A 23,793-nucleotide genomic window follows, 5' to 3' on the forward strand; every position below is an offset into this window, starting at 1 on the left:
GGACCTTTTCAAAACGTTAAGTTACTATCGTAACTTTCTATCAACAGCCTAAAAATGTCTCCCAGACATTTTGAAGAAAACCTTGTTTTCTTTATCTGCAACTTAAAAAGGTCCACTGGACCTTTTTAACCACCTAGATATGCTTTGCGGACTTCGTCAGAAGCGAGGAGTTCTTGGCCAGTTCCGGACAGAACGATTTTGCCTGTTTCAAGAACATAGCCGCGGTCGGCGATAGAGAGAGACTTGTTGGCATTCTGCTCAATCAAAAGCACAGTTGTTCCTTGTCGCTGAATATCTTGGATAATATCGAAGATTTCCTGGATAAAGATCGGCGCCAAGCCCATAGAAGGTTCATCCAAAAGCAAAAGTTTAGGAGTAGACATCAGCGCCCGTCCCATAGCCAGCATCTGCTGCTCACCACCTGAAAGGGTTGCAGCATCTTGATTTTTACGCTCTTCCAAGCGTGGGAAACGAGAGAAGACCTTTTTGAGATTGGCTTGATTTTCTTCTCGATTTGTTTTGAGAAAGGCGCCCATTTCCAAATTTTCCAAAACGGTCAAACCTGGAAAGACATGACGTCCTTCTGGTACTTGCGAAAGTCCAGCTGCTACGATTTTTTGAGCAGGAACTTTTTGAATTTCATTGCCTACAAATTCAATTTTACCAGCACTTGGACGAACCAAGCCTGAAATAGTCCGGAGAATGGTCGTTTTCCCAGCGCCATTGGCACCAATCAGGGAAACGACTTCTCCTTCGTTTACTTCAAAGCTGACATCACGGACAGCCTGAATCATGCCATAATGGACAGAGAGATTCTCAACTTTAAGCATGGACATTAGGCTTCACCTCCTAGATAAGCTTCAATGACGCGTTTGTCATTCTTAATTTCATCAGGTGTTCCGTGCGCAATCAAGCGGCCGTACTCCAAAACATATATTCGCTCAGTGACTTCCATTACCAGACTCATGTCATGCTCAATCAGCATGATGGTAATGTTAAATTCGTTTTTAATCCGTCGAATCAATGCAGTCAGCTCTGCTGTCTCCTGAGGGTTCATCCCTGCAGCCGGCTCATCCAAGAAAAGAATCTTAGGCTCTGTTGCCAAGGCCCGAACAATCTCCAAGCGACGCTGCTGACCATAAGCTAGGTTCTTAGCCAAGGTTTCTGCTTCCTTGTCCAAGTCAAAAATTTTCAGTAACTCCAAAGCCTTGGCTTTGAGTTCTTCTTCGTTTTTGTAGTAGGCTGGCAGGCGGAGGAAGGAAGCTAACACATGAGCCTTATGATGATTACCAAAGGCAATCAGAACATTATCCAAAACACTAAGGTCCTTAAAGAGCCGGATGTTTTGGAAGGTCCGCCCGAGCCCTAGAGCAGCAATCTTGTACGGAACTTTACCATTGAGCAAGTGCCCATCTAGTGTCACTGTCCCTTCACTAGGCTCATAAACACCTGTCAAGAGGTTGAAAAGAGTCGTTTTTCCCGCACCATTAGGGCCAATCAGACCAACCAGCTCGCCCTCGTTGAGTTCCAAGGTCACATCGCTGACAGCAGTCAGACCGCCAAAGTTTTTAGTTAGATTTTTCACATCAAGAAGTGCCATTATTCTTTGACCTCCTTATTCTTTTTGAAGAGCTTAGACAGACTGAGCTCCCAAGTTCCTAAAAGTCCGCCTGGACGGAAAATCATGACCAAGATTAGAGCCAAAGAATAGACAATCATCCGAATGCTGGATACATCCTGCAGCAGCATATTGAGAATGCCCAATACTACTGCAGCTACAATGGTTCCAGTCATTGAGCCTAGACCACCAAAAACGACAATAATCAAGATATTGATAGTGTTGGTAAAGGAATAGTCCTTAGGAACAACTGAACCAACGAAGCCTGCTTGAAGAGAGCCAGCAATAGAAGCCGTGATAGCTCCCAAGACAAAGGCTGTCACCTTGATTCTAGTAGTATTAACCCCAACAGACTCAGCAGCAATCTCATCCTCACGGACAGACAGAGTACTGCGACCGATAGGACTGCGCAGGAAATTCAAGGTCAAAATAGTTGTGATAACAACAAAGACATAGACCATCTGCCAAGAAGTAAAGGGTGGAATGGATAGGATACCAGCTGCGCCATTCGTCAGAGTACCGCCATTAATAATTAGAATCCGGATAATCTCAGAGACACCAAGAGTCGCAATCGCGAGATAGTCCCCTTTAAGACGAAGCGTTGGCAAACCAACTGCCAAAGCCACAATACCAGCAATGACTGCTCCTACCAGCATAGCAATGAAGAAAGCTCCATAAGTTGGCGATTTAGAGCCAATAATTGCTACAGCGTAGGCACCGATAGCCATAAAGCCAGCATGGCCAAGAGAGAATTGACCTGAGAATCCGACGATGAGGTTGAGCCCGACCGCCAGAATAATATTAATCCCGATTTGCTCTAAGATTTGAATGTAAAAAGCGTTGAGAACACCGGCACTAACCAATACTGTCATCAGCAGGTAGCCGATTAAAACAAGGCCGAGCCAGAAAATATTTATCTTTAAATTCTTTTTCATACCTTACACCTTCTCTTTCACATTTTTGCCGAGGATACCAGCTGGACGGATCAGAAGAATGACAATCAAAATCGCATAGACAATGGCATCTCGGAAATCAGATAATCCAAGCGCTGTCGCAAAAGTTTCCAAAAGACCGATAACAAAGCCACCAAGCGCGGCACCAGGAATGATTCCAATACCACCTAGAACGGCTGCTACAAAGGACTTAATACCTGGAGTCATCCCCATCAGAGGCTCCAATGAATTATAGTAAAGAGCAATTAGAACACCTGCGGCTCCTGCAAGAGCTGAACCCAAAGCAAAGGTGAAACTGATTGTGCGATTGACATTGATTCCCATGAGCTGAGCAGCATCACTATCTACGGATACAGCTCGCATAGCCTTACCCATCTTTGTCTTCTGCACGATGAACTGCAGAGCTACCATGAGGAAAATCGAAATTCCCAAAATCAGCAACTGAATATTTGAGATAGAAATCGGCCCCAAGTTAAAGCGTACTGTTTTAATAACCTGCGGGAAAGATCGGGTATTGGCACCGACAAAGAAAATCATGCCATACTCGAGGAGAAAAGAGACCCCTATGGCTGTAATCAAAGCCGCAATCCGAGTCGAATTTCGCAGAGGACGATAGGCTAAAAACTCAATAACCACACCGAGAATCGCTGTCCCAATCATCGCTAAAATGAGAGAAAGGAAGAAATTAAACTTCAAGATATTAATCAAGTAATAACCTATAAAGGCACCAATCATATAGATATCGCCATGAGCAAAGTTAATAAGCTTAATAATCCCATAAACCATGGTATAACCCAAAGCCAGAAGCGCATAAACACTACCCAGGATTAGACCGTTGACTAATTGTTGGAGCATTAGACACCACTCTTTCTATAATAAAATAAGGAATGGGACAAAAATCAGCAGACTAGGTCGTGATTTTATCATCCCACTCCCAAAATACGAATAATAGTTGATTGAGAAACGAAGAAGAATAGATTATAAAACAATACTCTTTCAAATCCGTAGATTCAGAAAGAAATTATCTACTAATTTGCTCAAGCAACTAGAAATAGAAAACAAGTCAAAGACTGGGATAGCCCCAGCCTCATAATTCTTATTCCGCTTTAACTGTTTCTACAGTATCTACTTGACCGTCTTTCAAGCCAATCATCAAAGCTGTTTTCACTGGATTGTGATCTTTATCAATAGTGATTGAACCAGTCACTCCATCGAAATCTTTAAGCTTAGCCAAGTTGTCTTTGATATCTACAGAAGTTTTAGCGCCTTTAGCTGCTTCAGCTGCCATATAAACAGAGTCATATGCCAGAGCTGCAAACATAGATGGCTCTTCTTTGTACTTAGCTTTGTATGCTTCAATAAACTTCTTAGCTTTTTCTGACATTTCACCAGAAGTTGTAAAGCCAGATACATAGTAAACATTTGTAGCTGCAGCAGGAGTTGCTTGCTCAACGAACTTAGTATCACCAAAGCCATCAGGACCAACGATTGTTTGGTCAATACCCAAACCACGCGCTTGATTGACAATTTTACCAGCTTCTGTATAGTAACCTGGAACAACCAGAGCGTCAAATTCTTTGCCCTTAATCTTTGTCAAAGCAGCTTGGAAGTCTGTATCCTTAGACTGGAACGTTTCTGTTGCTACAATCTCACCCTTGAATTCCTTCTTGAAGGCATCCGCCATTCCTTTAGCGTAGTCACTGGATTGATCATAGTAAAGAACGACTTTCTTAGCTTTCAAGTTGTCAGTGACATACTTAGAAATGATTTTACCTTGGTAGCTATCAATGAAGGTTGCACGGTAAAGATAATCTTGCTTGTTGGTCAAATCATCCTGTGTCGCACTCGGTGTAATGATTGGTACACCTGCTTTAGCAGCATTTGCTGTAGCTGAAGCTGTAGCTCCAGAAGTCGCAGGGCCAATGATTGCATTTACCTTGCTTTGGGTAACCAAGCTAGTAGTGATGGTAGAGGCTTCAGCTGTTTCTGATTTGTTATCCTTATCAGTAACTTCAATCTTCTTGCCATCCACACCGCCAGCAGCGTTGATTTCATCAACTGCCAACTGAGCACCATGTTGTTCAGCTGTACCATAGGCTGCTACTTCACCTGATTCTTCAAAGTTAAAACCAAATTTAATCGTATCGCCAATTTCTGTACCAGTTGCTGTTGAGTTGTTGTTAGATACTTCTCCACAAGCTGCGAGAAGAGCCGCACTAGCAAAAGCTACTAAGGATAGTGCAAATTTTTTCTTCATTAGGAAATCTCCTTAAGTGATTTATTTGATGATATAGTAAGAATATATCGAATTATCTGACAATTGTCAACCCTTTATAGAAATTTTATCGAATGTTAACGTTTTCTTGCTCTCTATACAGGCTTCCAACAAAGTTTTGATCCAGTTCTTTTATGTGAGAAATCCGAACTTGCTTAACATAGCGCTCCTTGGGCAGATTCTCCTGCAAGTTCTGGGCTTCCTCTTGCTTGACATAGAGATGCAGATAACGATGCTTCTTAGAATGATAAATAATATCACCGAAGTTAGCCAGCTTTTTGGCATCTCGATTATAGTAAAGATAGACAATCAAGCCCACTCTTTCTTCTCTCTCTATCATAAAACTCCTTTCCGGTCCATGTAGTTCTTAGATGATTATAGCAAAGATAGGGCAAAAAAACTAGCCCTGAAAAGCTTTATGATTAGCTTAAAACACCAGAACTTGGTAGCTCAGCAGATTCAAAACAGCAAAAAAGGAGCCTCTTTTGGCTCCTCCTATGTTAGCTTAAGTTGCTATTTTCCATGATTTCGTCAATAAAGCCGTATTCCAAGGTTTCCTGAGCACTCATCCAGTAATCACGTTCTGCATCCTTGTGGATTTGCTCAACGGACTTGCCAGAGTTTTCAGCCAAGATTTTTTCCAAGGTATTACGAGTTCTAAGCAAGTGCTCAGCTACAATGGCCATATCTGTTTGCTGAGTACCACTTCCAGCTCCGCCCATCGGCTGGTGAATCAGATATTCTGCATTTGGAAGCATGAAGCGTTTACCCTTAGCACCACTGGAAGCAATGATTGTTCCCATGCTGGCAGCTACACCCATAACAATGGTCTGAACATCAGACTTGATAAAGTTCATAGTGTCCACAATGGCCAGACCTGCTGAGACAGATCCCCCTGGCGTATTTACATAGAGGTAAATATCTTTAGTATTGTCTTGAGCGTCCAAGAAAAGGAGCTGGGCAATGACTGAATTAGCCATATTATCCTCTACTGGGCCAGTCAGCATGATAATGCGGTCTTTTAATAGCCGGGAGTAAATATCATAGGAGCGCTCTCCTCGGCTGGTTTGTTCAATAACTACAGGAATCATAGTTTTCTCTCTTTCTCTTTAAAATTTTCTATCAAACTAGGAAATAGAATTTCAAATTACGAGACTATTATATCCTTTTGGTCAAAAAAGGTCAAATAGAAACTTCTTTTCCCAGAATCTCTTCACAAATTGTCAACATTTTAATTTGTTCTATACACAAATTAAAAATTTATTTTTTCCAGTTTGAGGGAGAAAAACCGATATATGAGTTGTTCTTATATTCTAAATAAGCTAATTTCCCAATAATATCCTGTTCGTTTTTATTAATTGTATATCGAAAACAAATCTCTTTCCCATTTAATAAATCAGTTATTTCTTGTTCAGAGAATTCATGTCCCCCCCATATACGCTTAAAGCGCACCTCTTCACCGTTCCATATACCAATTATATACTCTCCTTTAACAGCATAATTTCTTGAATCCGAGCTATCAAAATAAATATCCATATATTCGCTTACGTGGCTATCGTAAGCGTCAGCAATGTTTTCCTCTTCGCCCAAAATTTCTTCCCAATCAATTGCCATATCAAATTCCTACTTTCATTTTATTTAGTTCCGAAAAGACGATCTCCTGCATCTCCCAGTCCTGGTACGATATAACCATGGTCATTGAGGTGGTCATCCAGAGCGGCTGTGAAAATATCAACATCTGGATGAGCTTCCTGCAAGGCTTTTACTCCTTCTGGCGCAGAAACTAAACATACAAAAGTAATGTGGCTAGCACCACGCTTCTTCAGAGAATCCACAGCCAAGATAGCAGAACCACCCGTAGCCAACATTGGATCTACAACAAAAATTTGACGTTGGTCAATATCTTCTGGCAGCTTGACCAGATATTCAACCGGCTTCAAGGTTTCCTCATCACGGTACATTCCGATATGGCCGACCTTAGCTGCTGGAACCAAGCTCAGAAGTCCATCCACCATGCCAATACCAGCTCGCAAGATTGGTACAATAGCTAATTTCTTCCCTGCAATCTGTTTTTGGACTGTTTTAGTAATTGGTGTTTCAATTTCTACATCTTCAAGTGGTAAATCGCGCAAGACCTCATATCCCATCAGCATTGCGATTTCATCAACTAATTCACGAAAAGCCTTGGTAGAGGTATCTGTACGACGCAAGATAGACAATTTATGTTGAATAAGTGGATGAGCGATAACTTCAAGTTTTCCCATGATTGAATTTCCTTCTTTCAATTTATTCTTCTTATTATATCAAAAAAAAAGTGAAAAGGCTTGCCATAAGCAAGCCTTTTCAAGGATTTTCTGCACCTTACTTCCGCAGACTATAACACTTGATATAAAGGTATTTGTGAAATAAATTAAAACATTTTTGGATTTATTTTGGCAATACCTCTGCAATACGGGAGCAGATTTCTTCAACCATCGTCTCTGGAGCAGCAACATTTAAGCGAGCATGACCTTTACCTTCTGGGCCAAAATCACTTCCTCGATTCAGGACGACCTTAGCCTCTTCTCGCAGCAGCTGGAAGAGCTGGTCATCTGTCAGGCCATAATCTGAAAAGTCCAGCCAAATCAGATAAGTCCCTTGAGGCTTCATGACCCGCAGGCGCGGCGCTTCCTTGGCAAAATAATCAACCACAAAATTTACATTCTTCTCAAGAACTTCCTTGAGCTCCATCAACCAAGACCAACCGTAACGATAGGCTGCTTCTGTCGCTAAAAATCCAAGACCAGGAATTTCATGCTGGTTGTTGGCCAGCTGGCGTTTTTTAAACTGATGCCGCAAGCTAGGATTCTCAATCACAGCATAGGAATTTTTAGTTCCAGCAATATTAAAGGTCTTAGTCGCACTGGCTAAAATCAAGCTAAAGTCCTTAAAGTCAGGCGAGACAGTATTGAAAGACTGGTGCTCATGTCCAAACAGGGTCAAATCTTGGTGAATTTCGTCTGAGACCAAGAGGACGCCATATTTTTGGCAGAGACGGCCAATTTTCTCTAACACTTCCCGTTCCCAAACTCGACCTCCGGGATTATGAGGATTACATAGAACATAAATCTTGACTTCATTGTCTGCAATGTCCCGCTCTAGTTGCTCAAAATCAATCTGAAAAAGTCCGGCTTGCTCTATCAGAGAATTGGTAATAAGCCGCCGATTATTGAGCTTGACACTGCGGGCAAAAGGCGGATAAACTGGAGTGTTGATGAGAACGGCATCGCCTTCCTCGCTAAAGGCTTGAATAGCCGTCGAAATAGCAGGGACAACCCCCTCGATAAATACCAAAGCCTCCCGATCAAAGGTATAGTCGTGCTCATCCCTCTCCCAATCTAGAACGGCATTGATCAGCTCTTCACTAGCATAGGTATAGCCATAGACCAACTGATTAGCATAGTCATGAACGGCTTGCTGAATTTCAGGCAGGACTTCAAAATCCATATCTGCAATCCATGCTGGCAGGACTTCCTTGTCCTTCTCCACTTCTTTCCATTTATAAGTATGATGCCCTACACGACAGGGGGCTTTTTCAAAATTATATCTTCCCATATTATTCATTCTCCAAGGCTGCACGTAAATCGTCTACCAAATCTCGACTATCCTCGATTCCAATCGACAGACGCAGCAAATCATCAGTCAAGCCATAAGAATGACGCACCTCCACCGGAATGTCTGCATGAGTCTGGGTCGTCGGATAGGTAATCAAGCTCTCTACTCCGCCCAAACTTTCCGCAAAGGTAAAGACTTTCAGGCTATTTAAGAGATGAGGAATCTTCCCTTCGTCCACAACTTTAAAGGAAATCATACCACCCTTGCCTGGATAGAGGACCTCTTTTACCGCAGGAGATTGCTTCAGAAAATCAACCACTTCTTGCGCATTCTGAGTAGAACGCTCCATGCGGAGAGCTAATGTCTTGAGACCACGCAAAAGCAGATAGCTGTCAAAAGGAGACAGGACTGGCCCAGTTGTGTTGAGGTTATAGAATAGCTTATCATAAATAGCAGTATCATTAGTCATAATGGCTCCAGCCAAGACATCATTGTGCCCGCCCAGATACTTGGTCGCAGAGTGTAGAACTATATCAGCTCCATCCTCCAACGGTCTTTGGTAAATAGGACTGTAGAAGGTATTGTCCACAATGACAGCTGCTCCTCGCTCATGAGCCGCTTGGGAAATGCGGGCAATGTCAAACTCTACCATAAGAGGATTGGTCGGTGTTTCGATATAGACAATATCTATATCCTCTGTCAGATTATTCAGTAGTTCTTCTTCTGTATTGGCATAGGTAAAGGCAAAACGCCCTTCAGCTTCAGCCTGAGCAAACCAGCGGAAAGAGCCGCCATAGAGATCCCGAACAGCCAAAACCTTGCTGCCGACCGAAAAGGCACTAAAGGCCAGCACAATAGCTGACATACCGGAGCTAGTCGCTAGAGCATAATTTGCGCTTTCGATAGCAGCCAGAGTCTCTTCCAAGCTAACCCTTGTTGGATTCTTGGTTCGAGTATAGTCATAACCTGTTGACTGCCCAAACTCAGGGTGCTGGTAGGTCGTTGAAAAATGCAGGGGTGTTGTTAAAGCACCAGTTGTTTCATCTTTTTTAACCCCAGCCTGAGCCAGTAGTGTATTTAATTTTACGTCCTTACTCATATTAACCTTCCAATCCTTCGCTAATATTTCACCCTCTATTGTAACATCTTTTGAAAATATTTATCTTTTTTCTTTCCAAGAGCTAGCTATAGTTTGAAACTATAATGTTGATGTTTTAGAAAAGCAAAGCTAAAAATTAAAAAGCCGTACGGCTTTTTAATAGATATGAAAGCGTCGTCGCAAACTAGCTGCTTTTGAACCGATAAAGCGATCCATAAGACGAACTTTGAGCGCCAGTCCGCCATAGACAGCAAGACCGATACCGCCAATCAGAGCGATATAGACAAAGCTGGAAATCCGTCCGCTAGGATGAAGGAAGAGACCGATAAGAAGCTCTGCTACCAAGACAAACATGGTCATCAGAACTGTCAGAATCACTGACAGGAGGCTCCGCTTAAAGAGATTCTTAGGATTCAGACCTGTTACCTTGCGAATTTCCTGATACATGAGCAGGATTGGGATAATCAAGCCAACTGTCGTCGCAAGAAGAGGACCATAAGCTTTGAAAATATAAATCAAGGGCACTTGCAGCACCAACTTGAATCCTACTCCATAGAGGAAGTAAATAATAGCTTTTCGATTTTGGAAAAGGGCCTGAATCATCGGAGCTAACACCGTATATAGACTGAGGATAATGGTCTGCAGCATAGCAAAAATGAAAAGGCCTAGTGCTAAACTATCTGGCTTGCCATAGAAAACTGTGTAGAGTGGCTCTGCCACCAAAACAGCACCAATGGTTGCTGGCAAGATAAAGAAAATCAGCATGCTGAGATTGTCTTGCACCAAGCGGGCAGCTGAACGGAAATCACCTTTGACATAGTTCTCGGTCAGAAGCGGAATCCCCACACCACCAATAGAGGTCGCCACAGCAATTAAAATCATGGTGACTTTATTAGGATTAGCTGAGAAATAGGCAAACTGAACCAAGAGCTCTGACTTGCTGTGCTTACTAATCCAGCCCATGACATGGATAAAGGTAGCTTGGTCAATAATCTGAAAAAGCTGAATGGCAGATCCTGTAATAATGAAAGGAATGGCTTCTCGAATCGTATCCCAGAGCAGGGCACGACCATTAATCTCTGTGGCATTTGTAGGCTTATGAATGATGGAAGTCAGCATCCCTGTCTTCCAGAGATAGAAGGCCAAAACAGCCATGCTAGCCAGCATACCGATAAAGGCGGCAAAGGTGGACTGGGTAACCGCTTCTACAAAGTTGCCAGAACCGATTTTCATGATAAAAAAGGCAGTCAGCAGCATCCAGATAACCCGAATGACCTGCTCCGCAATCTGACTGATGGCATAAGGCTTGAGATTGTTAAACCCTTGGAAAAAACCTCGGATAACGCTCATCGATGGGAATATCAAAACAGCCAAAGAGAGGCTCTGCATAACAGGAACCAAGTCTGAACCACCGCCAGACATACTGGCAAAAACCGGCGACAGCAAGTACATGATGACCGCAAAAACAGCTCCCAAAAGCAGCATAAACTTGAGAAACTCACGAATCAGAGTGAAGCTGTGCTCTTCCTTGTCAATTGTATTGTACTTAGCTACCTGCTTGGCCACTGCCACTGGCACGCCGGCTGTCGAAATCAGTAAAAACCAGGCATAGATATTATAGCCCATAGTAAAAAGGCCATTGGCCTCAGCGCCGTGCTTGCCCATCCAGATATACCAAGGAATGATATAGATGGCCCCCAGAAGACGACTGATAAAATTGCTGGCAGTTAGCCAGGCAGTTCCCCGCAGCATCTGCTGCTGCTGGCTTGTTGTTTCTTGGCTCATAGAAAACCTCTTCTATTTATTCTTCTTTTATTATAAACTTTTCCTTGCCTCTTGTAAAACCCAGCCATAAGGTTTACAATAGATTTATGATTAAAATTGAAACCGTATTAGATATTTTAAAAGAAGACCATAATTTTCGTGATATTGTCAAAGACGGAGAATACTTCTTCTCCTACAGCGGCTTAACTTTCGATAGTATCAGCTATGACAGCAGGGAAACGGATGCCTCTACCCTCTTTTTTGTCAAGGGTGAGGCTTTTAAGAGAGAATTTCTAGAAAAAGCCGTCACAGCTGGCCTGCGCTTTTATATCAGCGAGACAGACTTTCAAGTGGGTATTCCGGTGCTCTTGGTCAACGATGTCAAGCAGGCCATGAGTCTCTTAGCTATGGAATTTTACGACCATCCTGAGAAAAAGCTCAAACTACTGGCCTTTACTGGCACCAAGGGCAAGACAACTACAGCTTATTTTGCCTATCAGATCCTTTCCCAAAGCCATCGGCCTGCCCTGCTCTCGACTATGAACACTACTTTGGATGGCGAGACTTTCTTCAAGTCAACTCTGACCACACCAGAGAGTCTGGATCTCATCAAAATGATGGCCCAAGCCCTTGCAAATGATCGGACTCATCTCATCATGGAAGTCTCCAGTCAGGCTTATCTCAAGAAAAGGGTCTATGGCCTGACCTTTGATGTCGGTGTCTTTCTTAATATTAGCCCCGACCATATCGGCCCTATCGAGCATCCAACCTTTGAAGATTACTTCTACAATAAGCGGCTCTTGATGGACCATAGCCGAGCAGTTATCGTAAACAGCGGCATGGATCATTTCCAAATCGTAAAAGAGCAAGTCGCTTCTATGGAACATGATTTCTATGGAGTAGGCTCTAGCAATACCATCAAGGATTCTCAGGCCTTCAGCTTTGAAGTTGCTGGTAAGTTAGCTGGCCGCTACGATATCCAGCTCATCGGCCGCTTCAATCAGGAAAATGCAGTAGCGGCTGGTCTTGCCTGTTTGCGACTGGGTGCTAGCCTCGAAGACATCAAAAAAGGAATTGCTACAACCCGAGTCCCTGGCCGCATGGAAGTTCTGACTCAGAAAAATGGCGCCAAGGTCTTCGTTGACTACGCTCACAATGGCGTCAGCCTGAGCAACCTGCTGTCTGTGGTACAGGAACACCAGAAGGGCAAGATTATTCTCCTTTTGGGTGCTACCGGAAACAAGGGTGAAAGCCGGCGCAAAGACTTCGGTCTCCTACTCAATCAGCATCCTGAGCTGACTGTTATCTTAACTGCTGACGACCCTAACTATGAAGATCCTCTAGTCATTGCAGAGGAAATCGCATCCTACATCTCCTATCCAGTGGAAAAAATAGCCGACCGAGAAGAAGCCATCAAAAAAGCTCTCAGTCTGACAGACCGAGTGGGAGATGCCGTCATTCTGGCTGGCAAAGGAGCAGATGCTTACCAAATCGTAGAAGGAGAAAAAGTAGCCTATCCAGGAGACTATGCTCTTGCAGAAAAGTATTTATAAGAAAAAAGGTGAGCATATCGCCTTTTTATTGTTGTTTTGTAAAAATTACCGCCATTTAATCAGTACATACATCAAGCTGGAGCCAAACATATCCGCCAAGGCGTGCATGAGAAAGAAAGGCAGGAGGTTCTTGACCTTGTACTTGTAAAGGAAATAGTAAAAGAGACCATACACTATTCCGATAACCAAGGCCCACAGCATGCCCTGATAGGTGTGGAAAGAAATCCGAATGATAGTAGAGTAAGCCAGAGCCCACCACTTATACTTATCCTTAACAGAGGTCATAAGCCCCAGAAAAAAGAATTCCTCATAGAAGCCATTGAGAAGTCCGTAGAGAATAGCCATGGGTGTCAGTTCAGCAAATTTCCGAAAGATTTCTAGAACATCTACATAAGACCAGAGAGTTGGATCAAAGTAATTATACTCGCCGCTCAGTGTCGTCACAATATCACCAAAGAACCCTACCACTACAAAAATAAGAGGAGTCCAAAGGAGAACCGACCAGCTCAGACGGATAGGAAGCTGCTTAAAGTCAAAGCGCCGAAGCAATAGATAAAGAATGGTCAAAAACAGCATCAGTAGCTGAAAATTGAAATTGCTAGAAAAAGCCGCTCCTTCAGTGGCTGTATTGGTCACCGTTTCAGTCGCTCCTGTGCTGGCGGCTGGTGCAAAGCTAGCTAAATAAAGCTCCGTTGAGCGGTAAATGAACTGCCCAAACATGAGCAGGGTAATCACAGCAATATCAAACCACCTCAACTCTTTCAAAGGCTTTGAGGGGCGTAAGTGCGTCAATAGTTTCATCATCTTTCCTTTCACCACCTGTAAATTCATATCATCATTGCAGGTTCTTTTTTATATTTCTATCTTAGCATGAAAAGCTTAAATTTTTATTATTTACAATTTTATAAAACTTTTTTATTTTATTTTTATTAAATTGTCAGAAAACTCTTTTTTTAGAAAAATTTTTATGGTATAATAAAAGATGTGATTCTGATAGAAGAATCAGCCAGAAAGGAAGTCTATGTCCACTATCTCTGCAGCAAGTATCCAGGTCGCCTACGATCAAAAGGTTATTATTGACGGACTGGACTGCCAACTAGCCGAGGGAAAGATTACAACTATTATCGGTAGCAATGGCTGTGGTAAATCCACTCTTCTCAAGGCTTTTACCCGTATTTTACCGACAAAAGTCGGCAGCATAACCCTGGATGGACAGTCCATCGCCCTACTGCCGACCAAGGAGGTGGCGCAAAAGATTGCCTTGTTGCCCCAAACCATGGAGGCGACCGATGGCATCACTGTTTATGACCTGGTCTCTTATGGCCGCTTTCCGCATCAAACTGGCTTAGGGCGGCTCAGTACAGAAGACCGGGAAAAAATCTGCTGGGCTATGGAAGCAACTCAAGTCAGCGAATTTTCAGACTGGCAGGTAGATGATTTGTCTGGAGGTCAGCGCCAGCGCGTCTGGATTGCTATGGCCTTAGCTCAAGATACAGAGACTATTTTTCTGGACGAGCCGACCACCTATCTGGATATGAATCACCAGCTGGAAATCTTGGAGTTGCTGAATGACCTCAACCGACTCAGCGGAAAAACCATTATCATGGTTCTGCATGACATCAACTTAGCTGCCCGCTTTTCTCATCAGTTGATTGCTATGAAAAATGGGCATATCCGGTATCAAGGAAGTGTTGAGCAGGTCATGACCTCGGATATTCTGAGAGACATTTTTCAGATTGAAGCCCAGATTATTCGGGATCCTATTCAGGATAAGCCGCTCTGCCTCAGCTATCAACTCCTTAAATAAGCAATGTCTTCATAGATAAGCTTCCCATATCTCCTTCGTGGATACAGCTTCTAAACTTTTTATAGAATTGGAGGAAAAAATGAAAAAGTTTTTATCATTTGCTACCCTTACTGTCACCATCTTCCTTTTAGTTGCCTGCGGCAGTTCATCTAAATCTGAAAACTCTACCTCTTCAAACAAGGTAGAGCTATCCAGCAAGCCCAAAATTGACGGATTCCACTACTACGGCGATATTCCTAAAAATCCAAAACGGATTGCCAGCCTCTCCTCAACCTACACCGGCTATCTGCTACAACTAGGCTTCGACCCTGTCACTGTAACATCCTATGATGCTAAAAATCCTGTCCTCAAGGAAAAAGTCAAAAATGCCAAGGTCCTGATGCCGGAAGATTTGGAATCAATCGCTAAGCAAAAGCCAGACCTTATCGTGGTAGATGCCAGTGACAAAAATATCAATGAACTAAAGAAAATCGCTCCAACTATTGCCATTGATTATGGAAAAAATGACTATTTAGAAATCCTGAATCGCTTTGGACAAATCTTTGATAAGGAAAAAGAAGCTGATCAATGGATTGCCGATTGGAAGAGTAAAACAGCTGATATCGGCAAGCAGTTAAAAGAAAAGCTGGGACAAAATGTTACTTTCACTGTTGTTGGGCTATATGAAAAGGAAATCTACCTCTTCGGTAACAACTGGGGACGAGGCGGAGAAGTTATCTACAAGTCTCTGGGATTTGATGCCCCACAAAAAGTGAAGGATGAAGTATTCCCAAGTGGCTACTTGCAAGTCAGCCAAGAAACGGTGAGTGAGTATATTGGCGATTATGTCCTGGTTGCAGCTGAAGATGATAAAACGGGCAGTGCTCTTTACGAAAGCGATGTTTGGAAATCCATTCCCGCTGTCCAACAGAACCATGTCTTAAAAGTGGATGCCAACGCCTTTTATTTCAACGATCCATTGACACTTGAATACGAACTCAAAACCATTCAAGATGGCCTTGAAAAAATGAACTAGGCCATTCCTTGCAGAAAACTTAGACTAGTGAAAAAACATTGCTAGTATACAATATATCTCATGACAGCTATTTGATTTTCGACTATATAAAGGATACCAGATGACGCTTCATTCACTCTTCACTCAAAAAAATAGGCCAAACATCTTTTGGCTTGTTTTTTTCGCCCTCATTCTCCTGCTGATTGGCGGACTCTATCTCTACCTGCGCTTTGGCATTCCTAGCTACTCCCATCGGCAACTGATAGAAACGCTGAGCAATCCTTTCAAGGAAAGTCCAGCCCAGAACATCATCATAGATCTGCGCTTACCTAGAGGAATTGCAGCTCTGCTAGTCGGAGCTAGCTTGGCCGTTTCAGGAGCCATCATGCAGGGGATTACCCGCAATGCCATTGCTGATCCGGGACTTTTGGGTATCAACTCAGGAGCTGGCCTAGCGCTCATCTGCGGTTATGCCTTTTCTAAGAGTATACACTACAGTAGCATCCTCCTGCTCTCGCTTGCAGGAGCCAGTCTAGCCAGTATTCTGGTTTTTAGCCTCTCCTACCATCCTAGAAAAGGTTTTGAGCAACTACGACTCGTCTTATCCGGTGCCATGGTAACAACACTCCTGACTGCTATCGGACAAGGCTTGACCATTTACCTCAACCTGACCAATGCTGTCATCGGTTGGCAAGCTGGAGGGCTTCTAGGAACCAATTGGAAAATGCTGCAAATCATTGCTCCTTTTATCCTATTAGGCCTCTTACTGGCTCAGCTATTTTCTCACCAACTAACCATTCTCAGCCTCAATGAAACAGTAGCCAAGGGCTTAGGCCAGCGAACGACTCAGATAACCCTGTTCTTTCTGAGTATTGTTCTACTGTTATCAGCGGCAGCCGTTGCCCTAGTAGGAAGCCTTGCCCTCGTCGGACTAATTATTCCACACTTTGTCAAAACCATCAGCGGAAAGAACTACCAAAAAATACTGCCACTGACGATGCTAGCAGGATCGCTATTTCTACTGATTTGTGATTTTTCTGCAAGTCATATGGTCGGTCTGCCTCTTAGCTCTATTATCAGTCTCGTTACGCTGCCAGTCTTCCTATGGATGATGAGAAAGGGGACTTTCTATGAGAGATAAAAAACGGATTCTTTTGGTTCTAGTAAGCCTCAGCCTCCTGACTTCCCTAATTTTCCTACTGTCTCTATCATCAGGCGATCAGGAATTTAATGTCGGAGAAGCTTTTCGATATCTGCTGGGGCAGGGAGATGATGGCAGCGCCTTTATCATGGAGCAGATCCGCTTGCCTCGAATTCTGGTCTGCCTTCTAGCAGGAGCTTCGCTAGGGATGAGCGGTGTACTGCTGCAGACCTTTACCCGAAACCCACTTGCTGATTCAGGAACCTTGGGAATCAATGCCGGAGCTGGTGTTATTATTACTCTTGCTATCAGCAAGCTAGAAGTGACCAATCCTTTCTATATTCGCTATCTTCCCTTTATCGCAACCTTTGGCGGTATGCTGACTGTAGCTCTTATTTACCTGATCTCACATCAAAAAGGCCATGCTATAAGCCCCGTCAAGCTCATTATCGCTGGCGTGACCTTGTCAACCATCCTGTCTTCTAGTATGATTGCCATCACCGGCCGTGTCAATCAGAACAAACTGACCTATGTGGTTAGCTGGCTAGCTGGTAAGATTACGGGTAATAACTGGGAAAGTCTAGCTATTGCTGGCCCCTTTTTGCTTTTATTCTGGCTGCTGACCTATCTGCATTCCCACAAGCTCAATATCCTCAGTCTAAATGATGAAACAGCTCTAGGTCTGGGGCTTCATCTAAAAAGAGAGCGGCAGATAACCCTACTATTGGCCAGTGCTCTCGTCGCCTTTAGCCTATCTCTAGCTGGAAATATTGTATTCATCGGTATGTTGGCTAGCCATATCAGCAAACGATTCCTGCCTAGCGATCATCGCTTACTCTTTCCAGCCGCCATGCTGCTAGGCGCCTTTATCATGACAGGGGCAGATACTGTCACAAGAACCTTTCTCATCGGAAGCTCCGTCCCGACAGGCATTTTGATTTCCATTATTGGAGCTCCCTACTTCCTCTACCTTATGTATCAGCATAAAAAATAATCAGCCGAATAATCGACTGATTGTTTTTTTATTTATCCAAGCTGTTTTTGATACCCTCAACGGCACCTTCTACAGCTCCTTTAGCATCTTCAGCAATTTCTTTGGCTTTAGCAACAGTTTTTTCTACAAAGCCTTCTGCTTCAGTCTTGTTATCGCCTGTAACTTTGCCCACGCCTTCTTTAACAGCGCCTTTAGCTTCATCGAATTTATTTTCTAGTGACATAATTTTGCCTCCATTCTTTTTTACGGTTTCTGATACCGTTTACAGTAGTATAAGTTTTTTCTTTTCAAAGGTCAAATATTCTGCTCATTCTATGAGAAAATAAGTCCAGCTGAAAAATCAATCTCTCCTTATCAAAGCTGGCCCGCAACTCATACTTGCCTGCTTCGTTTTGCCGGATATAGCCCAAGATTACTAGGCTATCGACAAAAATGTCCCGCCGCTTCTGCATGAGCTCATCCTTGCGGACATACTTGAGGAGAAAGGTCGTCATATACTTTAGTGCATACTCTGGATTGACATCGCCCAAGACAGCATAGAGGGGCTTTTGTGCCTCAGACAGGGGATACTGGCGCTGCATCTTGTAAAAATAATTAGCCAAGGTCAGCTTATCCCGCAGAAAATCTGTCTCTTCCAGCAAGACCGTCGCATTGGTCTGATTGGAAAGCTGGGTCTCAAAGCGCAGCTCCAAGAGTTCCTGATAGAGAGGAGTGTCATCACGGATAAAGACCTCCTGATCCAAACGCAAATCCTCCAAACTTTCCACAAAAGGCAGCGACAGGTAATATCGCTTGTTCTCCCGCCGGATGTAGCCTGCCTTGATATACTCCTCTATCGAGCGGTCAATATTAGCCACACCCTCAAACTCTCTCTTAATCTCCCGTAGAATCACTGCCTCATGCTGATCCAAATAATCAATCAGCTCCTGAAAAAAAGGCTGGCGCGTCAAACGGCTGTGATTGATGATTTTAATCATGGAGTTCTCCTTTGTAGATGAGTTTTCTTGACTGAGCCAACTGGCTAGGATTCGTCCCAGGCTGATTTAAGGGCACATCTAAGCCCAAATTCTGATAATACTCCTGCCAAAAATCAGAAATTAGATTTTCCTCGTCTCCAAACTGCATGGGAATCGTATCAAAAATCGGTAAAATTTCCGCAATATACTCCGAACAGTAAAAACCATCGGACTGAGGATAAAAGCTGAAATTGTATGACTTTCCTAGATGTAATTTGGCCCTTTTAAAGACAGCTTCTGCTTCAATAGCTGGATAACGATACACGTCATAAACATCCTCATCCTGCCAAAAATCAGACAAGTCTTGATTGACAACACCCTTCTCATGGGTTGCATGAAAAATCTCACCATTAAAAAAGATAGCCACGTGGCTGTATGAACCAGTCGCTGCTCGAATGGCTGCAGCAATTTCTGAAGATCCGACTGTAAAAATCAAATCTCCATCTTGTAAATCTTGAATCTTCATTTCTCTCGCCTATCAAAAAAGGAGCCGAAACTCCTTTTTAGTATGAGGGGAATAGCCTCTCATGTAGTAACTAATCTATTCAACTGGGCTCTTTAAGCATTAAAACTTGCTGTCAGTTGAGGCACCACTTGCTTCTTACGAGAAACAGCGCCTGCTAGGAAAGCATGGTTATTCTCAAGAGCAAAGTTAAAGGCTGCTTCGACCTTGTCCATATTGCTTCCGATAGCCAAAATTTCTGAGTTTGAGTTGATAATATCAGTAATCATCAAGACAAAGTCAGAGTAGCCATTATCAGCGATTGCTTTTTCAATAGCCGCTTCGATTTCTGTTTGACGTTCCAAAACTTCGGCAATATCAACAGTGTTGACCTGTGCCACACGGACATTGTTTCCGTTCAATTCAAAGGTTTTAGCATCAATGTCAATCAACTCTTCTGCAGACTTGCTAGCCAAGTTTGTACCTGCCTTGAGCATAGCCAAACCATACTCTTCTAAGTTGACACCAGCCAGCTCAGCCAATTCTGGTGCAATAATCTTGTCAGTCGGATGAGTTGTTGGTGACTTAAGCAAGAGAGTATCAGAGATCAAACCAGACAGCATCAATCCTGCAATTTCTTTTGGAACTTCTACTCCGTGCTCCTTGAACATGCGGTAAACAATAGAGGAAGCAGATCCCACTGGCTCCAAGCGCATGTAAAGGGGACTAGCTGTTTCAAAGTTAGCAACACGGTGGTGGTCCACCACGCCATAAACTTCAACTTCTGCAATATCTGCCACAGACTGTTGGAATTCATTGTGGTCTGTCAGGATAACTTGCTCAGCTCCCTCTGCCTTTGCAGATGTAATCACGCGCGGTGCAGCCACGCCAAAGTAATCCAAAACAAAGGCTGTTTCTTCATTAGGCTCACCTAGAGCAACAACTTCTGTATCCAAGCCATAAGCTTCACGAGCCAAGTAAGCAAAAGCGTAAGATGAACCAATGGCATCTGAGTCAGGATTTTGGTGACCGAAAACTAAAATTTTAGACATGATAAACCTCTTCTTTTATATAATGTTTATTGCATTTATTTTACCACAATTACAGGCATTTCACAAAAGCAGAAGGGCATTTTTTTAGGAAAAATGGACTGGTTAACCCACCAGCCCATTAATTCATACTCAAAGTAGATTAGCTATTATGCACCCGATTCATATACTCTGTATAGGACTCAGTCTGCATGAGTTCCTTGGCATTCTTGACCCGATCAGCTGTTGGAGGCTTAACCCCTTCCAGCTTGTAAGGGATGCCCAACTCCCGCCATTTGAATTCTCCCATGGTATGGTAAGGTAGAATTTCAAACTTATCAACATTCTTCAGAGTTTTTACAAATTTACCTAGCTCAATCAGGTCATCATCACGGTCGGTCAATCCCGGCACCAAGACATGGCGTATCCAGACTGGCTTTCCAATGTCAGATAGGTACTTGGCACAAGCCAAGATATTCTTGTTAGTCTGGCTGGTCACGATTTTGTGCTGTTCTTCGTTAATCTCCTTGATATCTAGCAAGACTAAATCCGTCACTGCCATAAGCTTGTCAAATTTTTTCAGATAGCGAGGCGTATTTCTAAAAGGAAGGGCACAGGTATCCAAGGTACAGTGGATGCCCAGCTCCTTAGCCTTGGTAAAGAGGGCAATCAGAAAATCAATCTGCAGCAAGGCTTCTCCTCCGCTGACGGTGATGCCGCCTTTATTGCCCCAGAAACCCTTGTAACGGAGAGCTTCTTGTAAAACATCATCCACTGTCCGCAGCTGAGATTTGTTGGTCTCCATCTCCCATGTGTCCGGATTATGGCAGTACTGGCAGCGCATGTGGCAGCCCTGCAAAAAAACAATAAAACGGATACCCGGTCCATCAACAGCTCCAAAACTTTCGGTGGAGTGGACCATGCCCGTTACCTTTCCATAATCAACTGCTTCTTCAATTTTCTCTTCAACCATCGCGCAACCTCTTAAGTCTGAAAACGTTTTATAACTAACTACATTATAACATGATTAAAGCAAAAATAGACTTAATTTGCCTATTTTTTAGAAAACAAACTGTTTTTCAGTTTCATTTTCAGTGTTTTACAACAGATAAAATTTTAGGGCGAAAGCTGATTAAGACTTGCTCTTAGATGCTGGCAAATAAAAAATCAGGGCAGAATCTTTATTCCACCCTGATTTCACTTTTTAAATTGATTTTAGTTAATTTCTGCTTCTCTTTTTGAGAGTAAAAGCAAACATCAGCAAGGTCAATCCCAAGACTGCCCAGCCACTGTTATTTTGGCCGGTCTGCGGGAGCCCCTTCTTCTTGCTGCCAACTGTCTGACCTTGTCCAGTTTGTTTGGACGATGGAGAATTGGCCTGAGACGGAGCTCCTTGTTCTGCTGCTACAGAAGATTGTCCAGTTGCTTGAGACGGCTGGGAGCTGTCAGATGTTGAAGCTGCGATATCCTTAGAAAAGTCAAGCTGCACCACTACCGGATCATGGTCTGAAGCTCTGCCATGTTCCTCCATGAAAGAGGCATTGATATGGACAGGCGCAAAGACAGCCTTACCTGCCAGGTTCTTCGAAATGAAAATATTGTCCAAGCTTTGGTTGCTGCCACGGTAGAAGTAAGAATAACGGTCAGCCGCATCATGCTCCTGCATAAGATTAATCAGTTCATTACCCGCCAGTGCTTTAGCCGTTTCGGAAAATTCAAAATCATTGAAATCACCAGTCAGCACAAACTTAAGGTTAGGATTTTGTCTCAGCCCTTCTTGAACAAAGCTATTTAAAATTTTAGCCTGCTCAATTCGGGCTGCCTGCGTATGCTGAACTGCTGGCTGAGCGGAGCCATAAACGGCATCATCCCCAATCTTGGACTTCAAATGATTGGCGATAACAACGATATGCTGTCCCTTAAATTCAAACTCAGCTGCCAAAGATTTACGAACTTTGGTAAAGGCTGGATTTGTTGGAGCAATTCGGGCAGGATTCTTAACCAAATGGCCACCGGAAAAGCTAGCTGCTTCGTCACTCGTACCGGCTTCTTTTTCGACTAACTTCACCCGATTTGGATCATAGAGAAAGGCCACGCGGATATTAGAGCCAGGCTTGCCGCCATCTTGACCGTCAAGGGGGGCAACTTCGGTGTACTTGTAAGTTTTTCCGCCCAGTTCTTTGATGCGAGCCGCTAGTTTCTCACCGCTTTTGATACCGCTAGTCGTTCCGTCATTAACACTTCCGTTCTCATCTTGAACCTCAATGAGCGTGATGATATCTGGACTATGAATTTCATTGATAAAGGAATTGGCGATTCTAGTCACTTTTTCCTCAGGTGTTTCACCTTTTTTAGCATTAGCAGAAAAATTCTCGATATTGTAGGAAGCAATAGTCAGCTTGTCCTCGCTTGGATAGATAGGAGAGACCTGTCTCTGCAAGCCACCGTCCACCAAATCAGGCAGCTGAGTCGGCTCCAACTTGTAAATCTTCCCACGATAGGTCACGACTCCTACCACATCACCATTGAAATAATCCTTGGCCTTGGCAATGAATTTATTGCCAACATAGACTGGAATGGTTGCTGTATTTTGAACGTTTGGACGAAGATTGAGACCGCCGATATTGTTTAATGGCAAGGCTTGGTAGCCTTCAGGTAAGACATAAATGTCTCCACGGTACTGCGGGCCTAGAACTCGGGGCCTCTTCACCATCGTCAACATTCCTTCCAAACTTTCCCAATAGTCCAACGCTTCACTTTGAGGCTGATAGTTATTAATATCGTTATCGACCGTATCCTGAGGCATATTAGCCACGATATCTACTGGAGCTGGTAAGTCAGCTTTCCCTTCCTTGGTCACCTTGGAAGCCACCAGCATGGTGACTGTCAAGCTATCACTGGGCTTGTTGAAAGTTTGCCCCTGACGAACGCTGAGCTCTTCCATATAGCCTTCTTTAACGCGTCCTTCAAGACTAAGTTTGTCTCCAACATCGACTTTTTCTTTAGAAACAACATAAAGAGCATCAGAAGTCCTGCTGTTTCCATCAGGAGTCACGTCTTGAACATAAAAACCATAGCGGTCTGTTTTCGTCACAACTACATTGGAAACTTGAACTTCCTTGTCCTCATAGGGAGAGGCTTGTGATTCTCCCTGAATAGTTCCTACATTTGGAACAAATTCTGGTCCGCTAGCCGCAGCTTGTGCTGCAGCAGAGGCTTGGTCTGCCTTTTCCACTACCTCTGTAGAAGCTGGCCTTGACTCTCCCGATTCTGCAGATGGACTCTCTACTTGACTAGCAACCGACGCATCGCTTACAGTTGGATTCTCTGTAAGAGCTGCCGCATCTGAAGTCGACGAACTTACTGCTTCTTCTGCTCCGACCGGTTGGACAGAAAAAAGCAGGGACAGAAAAGCAGCTAGCAAAACCACTGTGGGGAAGAGCTGCCTGTAAGAAACTTGTTTTTTCATGAACTTCTCCTTTTCTGTATAAATGTATATTATCCTATTTAATTTT

General features: G+C 43.4%; 24 protein-coding genes. 5 read left to right on the forward strand and 19 right to left on the reverse strand.

All coding sequences use genetic code 11. The annotated features are described in order from the left end of the window. Positions 1-125: 125 nt before the first annotated feature. The 12 genes from QZ169_RS08340 to QZ169_RS08395 all read right to left on the reverse strand — a co-directional run bounded on the left by QZ169_RS08340 (position 126) and on the right by QZ169_RS08395 (position 11,324). Positions 126-836, reverse strand: coding sequence for an ABC transporter ATP-binding protein (locus QZ169_RS08340; RefSeq protein ID WP_295506326.1), 711 nt, complete (start codon positions 834-836; stop codon positions 126-128). Further along, complete coding sequence (locus tag QZ169_RS08345) at positions 836-1,600, reverse strand: ABC transporter ATP-binding protein (RefSeq protein WP_002899800.1); 765 nt, start codon at positions 1,598-1,600, stop codon at positions 836-838. Before QZ169_RS08345 ends, QZ169_RS08340 begins: the two co-directional genes overlap by 1 nt. Then, a complete protein-coding gene (locus QZ169_RS08350; protein ID WP_295506328.1) occupies positions 1,600-2,553 on the reverse strand; it encodes a branched-chain amino acid ABC transporter permease in 954 nt (317 codons plus the stop codon). Before QZ169_RS08350 ends, QZ169_RS08345 begins: the two co-directional genes overlap by 1 nt. A 3-nt stretch (positions 2,554-2,556) precedes the next feature. Next, the gene (locus tag QZ169_RS08355; protein ID WP_175859498.1) at positions 2,557-3,426 is read right to left on the reverse strand and encodes a branched-chain amino acid ABC transporter permease; all 870 of its coding nucleotides are present in this window, start codon (positions 3,424-3,426) and stop codon (positions 2,557-2,559) included. A gap of 241 nt (positions 3,427-3,667) precedes the next feature. Continuing rightward, on the reverse strand, positions 3,668-4,828 hold the full coding sequence (locus QZ169_RS08360) for an ABC transporter substrate-binding protein (protein WP_295506331.1): 1,161 nt from the start codon (positions 4,826-4,828) through the stop codon (positions 3,668-3,670). A gap of 85 nt (positions 4,829-4,913) precedes the next feature. Beyond that, positions 4,914-5,186, reverse strand: coding sequence for a YlbG family protein (locus QZ169_RS08365; RefSeq protein ID WP_295506333.1), 273 nt, complete (start codon positions 5,184-5,186; stop codon positions 4,914-4,916). 160 nt (positions 5,187-5,346) lie between these two features. Beyond that, positions 5,347-5,937, reverse strand: coding sequence for an ATP-dependent Clp protease proteolytic subunit (locus QZ169_RS08370; protein WP_002897069.1), 591 nt, complete (start codon positions 5,935-5,937; stop codon positions 5,347-5,349). Positions 5,938-6,106: 169 nt separating this feature from the next. Then, complete coding sequence (locus QZ169_RS08375) at positions 6,107-6,460, reverse strand: DNA topoisomerase I (RefSeq protein ID WP_295506335.1); 354 nt, start codon at positions 6,458-6,460, stop codon at positions 6,107-6,109. 20 nt (positions 6,461-6,480) lie between these two features. Continuing rightward, positions 6,481-7,110 carry a uracil phosphoribosyltransferase gene (gene upp, locus QZ169_RS08380; RefSeq protein ID WP_002894672.1) on the reverse strand — a complete coding sequence of 210 codons (630 nt, stop codon included), beginning with the start codon at positions 7,108-7,110 and terminating at the stop codon, positions 6,481-6,483. Positions 7,111-7,273: 163 nt separating this feature from the next. Further along, the gene (locus QZ169_RS08385) at positions 7,274-8,440 is read right to left on the reverse strand and encodes a MalY/PatB family protein (protein WP_295506337.1); all 1,167 of its coding nucleotides are present in this window, start codon (positions 8,438-8,440) and stop codon (positions 7,274-7,276) included. Between the two features lies 1 nt (position 8,441). Beyond that, positions 8,442-9,599 carry a cystathionine gamma-synthase gene (locus tag QZ169_RS08390; RefSeq protein ID WP_295506362.1) on the reverse strand — a complete coding sequence of 386 codons (1,158 nt, stop codon included), beginning with the start codon at positions 9,597-9,599 and terminating at the stop codon, positions 8,442-8,444. A gap of 96 nt (positions 9,600-9,695) precedes the next feature. Continuing rightward, the gene (locus QZ169_RS08395; RefSeq protein WP_295506339.1) at positions 9,696-11,324 is read right to left on the reverse strand and encodes a polysaccharide biosynthesis protein; all 1,629 of its coding nucleotides are present in this window, start codon (positions 11,322-11,324) and stop codon (positions 9,696-9,698) included. A gap of 86 nt (positions 11,325-11,410) precedes the next feature. On the opposite strand from QZ169_RS08395, the gene QZ169_RS08400 reads away from it, so the two are divergent. Further along, positions 11,411-12,856, forward strand: a complete 1,446-nt coding sequence (locus QZ169_RS08400; protein WP_295506342.1) for a UDP-N-acetylmuramoyl-L-alanyl-D-glutamate--L-lysine ligase — start codon at positions 11,411-11,413, stop codon at positions 12,854-12,856. Between the two features lie 45 nt (positions 12,857-12,901). Here the strand turns inward: QZ169_RS08400 and QZ169_RS08405 are convergent, their stop codons facing one another. Continuing rightward, the gene (locus QZ169_RS08405; RefSeq protein WP_295506365.1) at positions 12,902-13,657 is read right to left on the reverse strand and encodes a CPBP family intramembrane glutamic endopeptidase; all 756 of its coding nucleotides are present in this window, start codon (positions 13,655-13,657) and stop codon (positions 12,902-12,904) included. A gap of 220 nt (positions 13,658-13,877) precedes the next feature. Here QZ169_RS08405 and QZ169_RS08410 point away from each other — a divergent pair, with 220 nt between their 5' ends. From QZ169_RS08410 to QZ169_RS08425, 4 genes are all read left to right on the forward strand, one after another. After that, positions 13,878-14,663, forward strand: coding sequence for an ABC transporter ATP-binding protein (locus QZ169_RS08410; RefSeq protein ID WP_295506344.1), 786 nt, complete (start codon positions 13,878-13,880; stop codon positions 14,661-14,663). 79 nt (positions 14,664-14,742) lie between these two features. Then, complete coding sequence (locus QZ169_RS08415) at positions 14,743-15,678, forward strand: iron-hydroxamate ABC transporter substrate-binding protein (RefSeq protein ID WP_295506346.1); 936 nt, start codon at positions 14,743-14,745, stop codon at positions 15,676-15,678. A 100-nt stretch (positions 15,679-15,778) separates the two neighbouring features. Next, positions 15,779-16,798, forward strand: coding sequence for an iron ABC transporter permease (locus tag QZ169_RS08420; protein ID WP_295506348.1), 1,020 nt, complete (start codon positions 15,779-15,781; stop codon positions 16,796-16,798). Next, positions 16,788-17,792, forward strand: coding sequence for an iron ABC transporter permease (locus tag QZ169_RS08425; protein WP_295506350.1), 1,005 nt, complete (start codon positions 16,788-16,790; stop codon positions 17,790-17,792). The genes QZ169_RS08420 and QZ169_RS08425 overlap by 11 nt, the downstream gene beginning before the upstream one ends. Positions 17,793-17,820: 28 nt before the next feature. On the opposite strand, the gene QZ169_RS08430 is transcribed toward QZ169_RS08425, so the two are convergent. From QZ169_RS08430 to QZ169_RS08455, 6 genes are all read right to left on the reverse strand, one after another. Next, the gene (locus QZ169_RS08430) at positions 17,821-18,015 is read right to left on the reverse strand and encodes a CsbD family protein (RefSeq protein WP_125444628.1); all 195 of its coding nucleotides are present in this window, start codon (positions 18,013-18,015) and stop codon (positions 17,821-17,823) included. Positions 18,016-18,079: 64 nt separating this feature from the next. Beyond that, the gene (locus QZ169_RS08435; protein WP_295506353.1) at positions 18,080-18,769 is read right to left on the reverse strand and encodes a DUF1803 domain-containing protein; all 690 of its coding nucleotides are present in this window, start codon (positions 18,767-18,769) and stop codon (positions 18,080-18,082) included. Continuing rightward, the gene (locus QZ169_RS08440; protein ID WP_295506355.1) at positions 18,762-19,274 is read right to left on the reverse strand and encodes a YiiX/YebB-like N1pC/P60 family cysteine hydrolase; all 513 of its coding nucleotides are present in this window, start codon (positions 19,272-19,274) and stop codon (positions 18,762-18,764) included. Before QZ169_RS08440 ends, QZ169_RS08435 begins: the two co-directional genes overlap by 8 nt. 92 nt (positions 19,275-19,366) lie before the next feature. After that, positions 19,367-20,302 (reverse strand): manganese-dependent inorganic pyrophosphatase, encoded by a 936-nt coding sequence (locus tag QZ169_RS08445; RefSeq protein ID WP_295506357.1) that lies wholly within the window; start codon positions 20,300-20,302, stop codon positions 19,367-19,369. A gap of 139 nt (positions 20,303-20,441) precedes the next feature. Then, positions 20,442-21,251 (reverse strand): pyruvate formate-lyase-activating protein, encoded by an 810-nt coding sequence (pflA, locus tag QZ169_RS08450; protein WP_002905907.1) that lies wholly within the window; start codon positions 21,249-21,251, stop codon positions 20,442-20,444. Positions 21,252-21,497: 246 nt separating this feature from the next. Then, entirely contained in the window at positions 21,498-23,747 is a 2,250-nt protein-coding gene (locus QZ169_RS08455) for an endonuclease/exonuclease/phosphatase family protein (RefSeq protein WP_295506360.1), read from the reverse strand. Positions 23,748-23,793 lie beyond the last annotated feature (46 nt).

The organism is uncultured Streptococcus sp., assembly GCF_905372115.1.
GTDB lineage: Bacteria > Bacillota > Bacilli > Lactobacillales > Streptococcaceae > Streptococcus.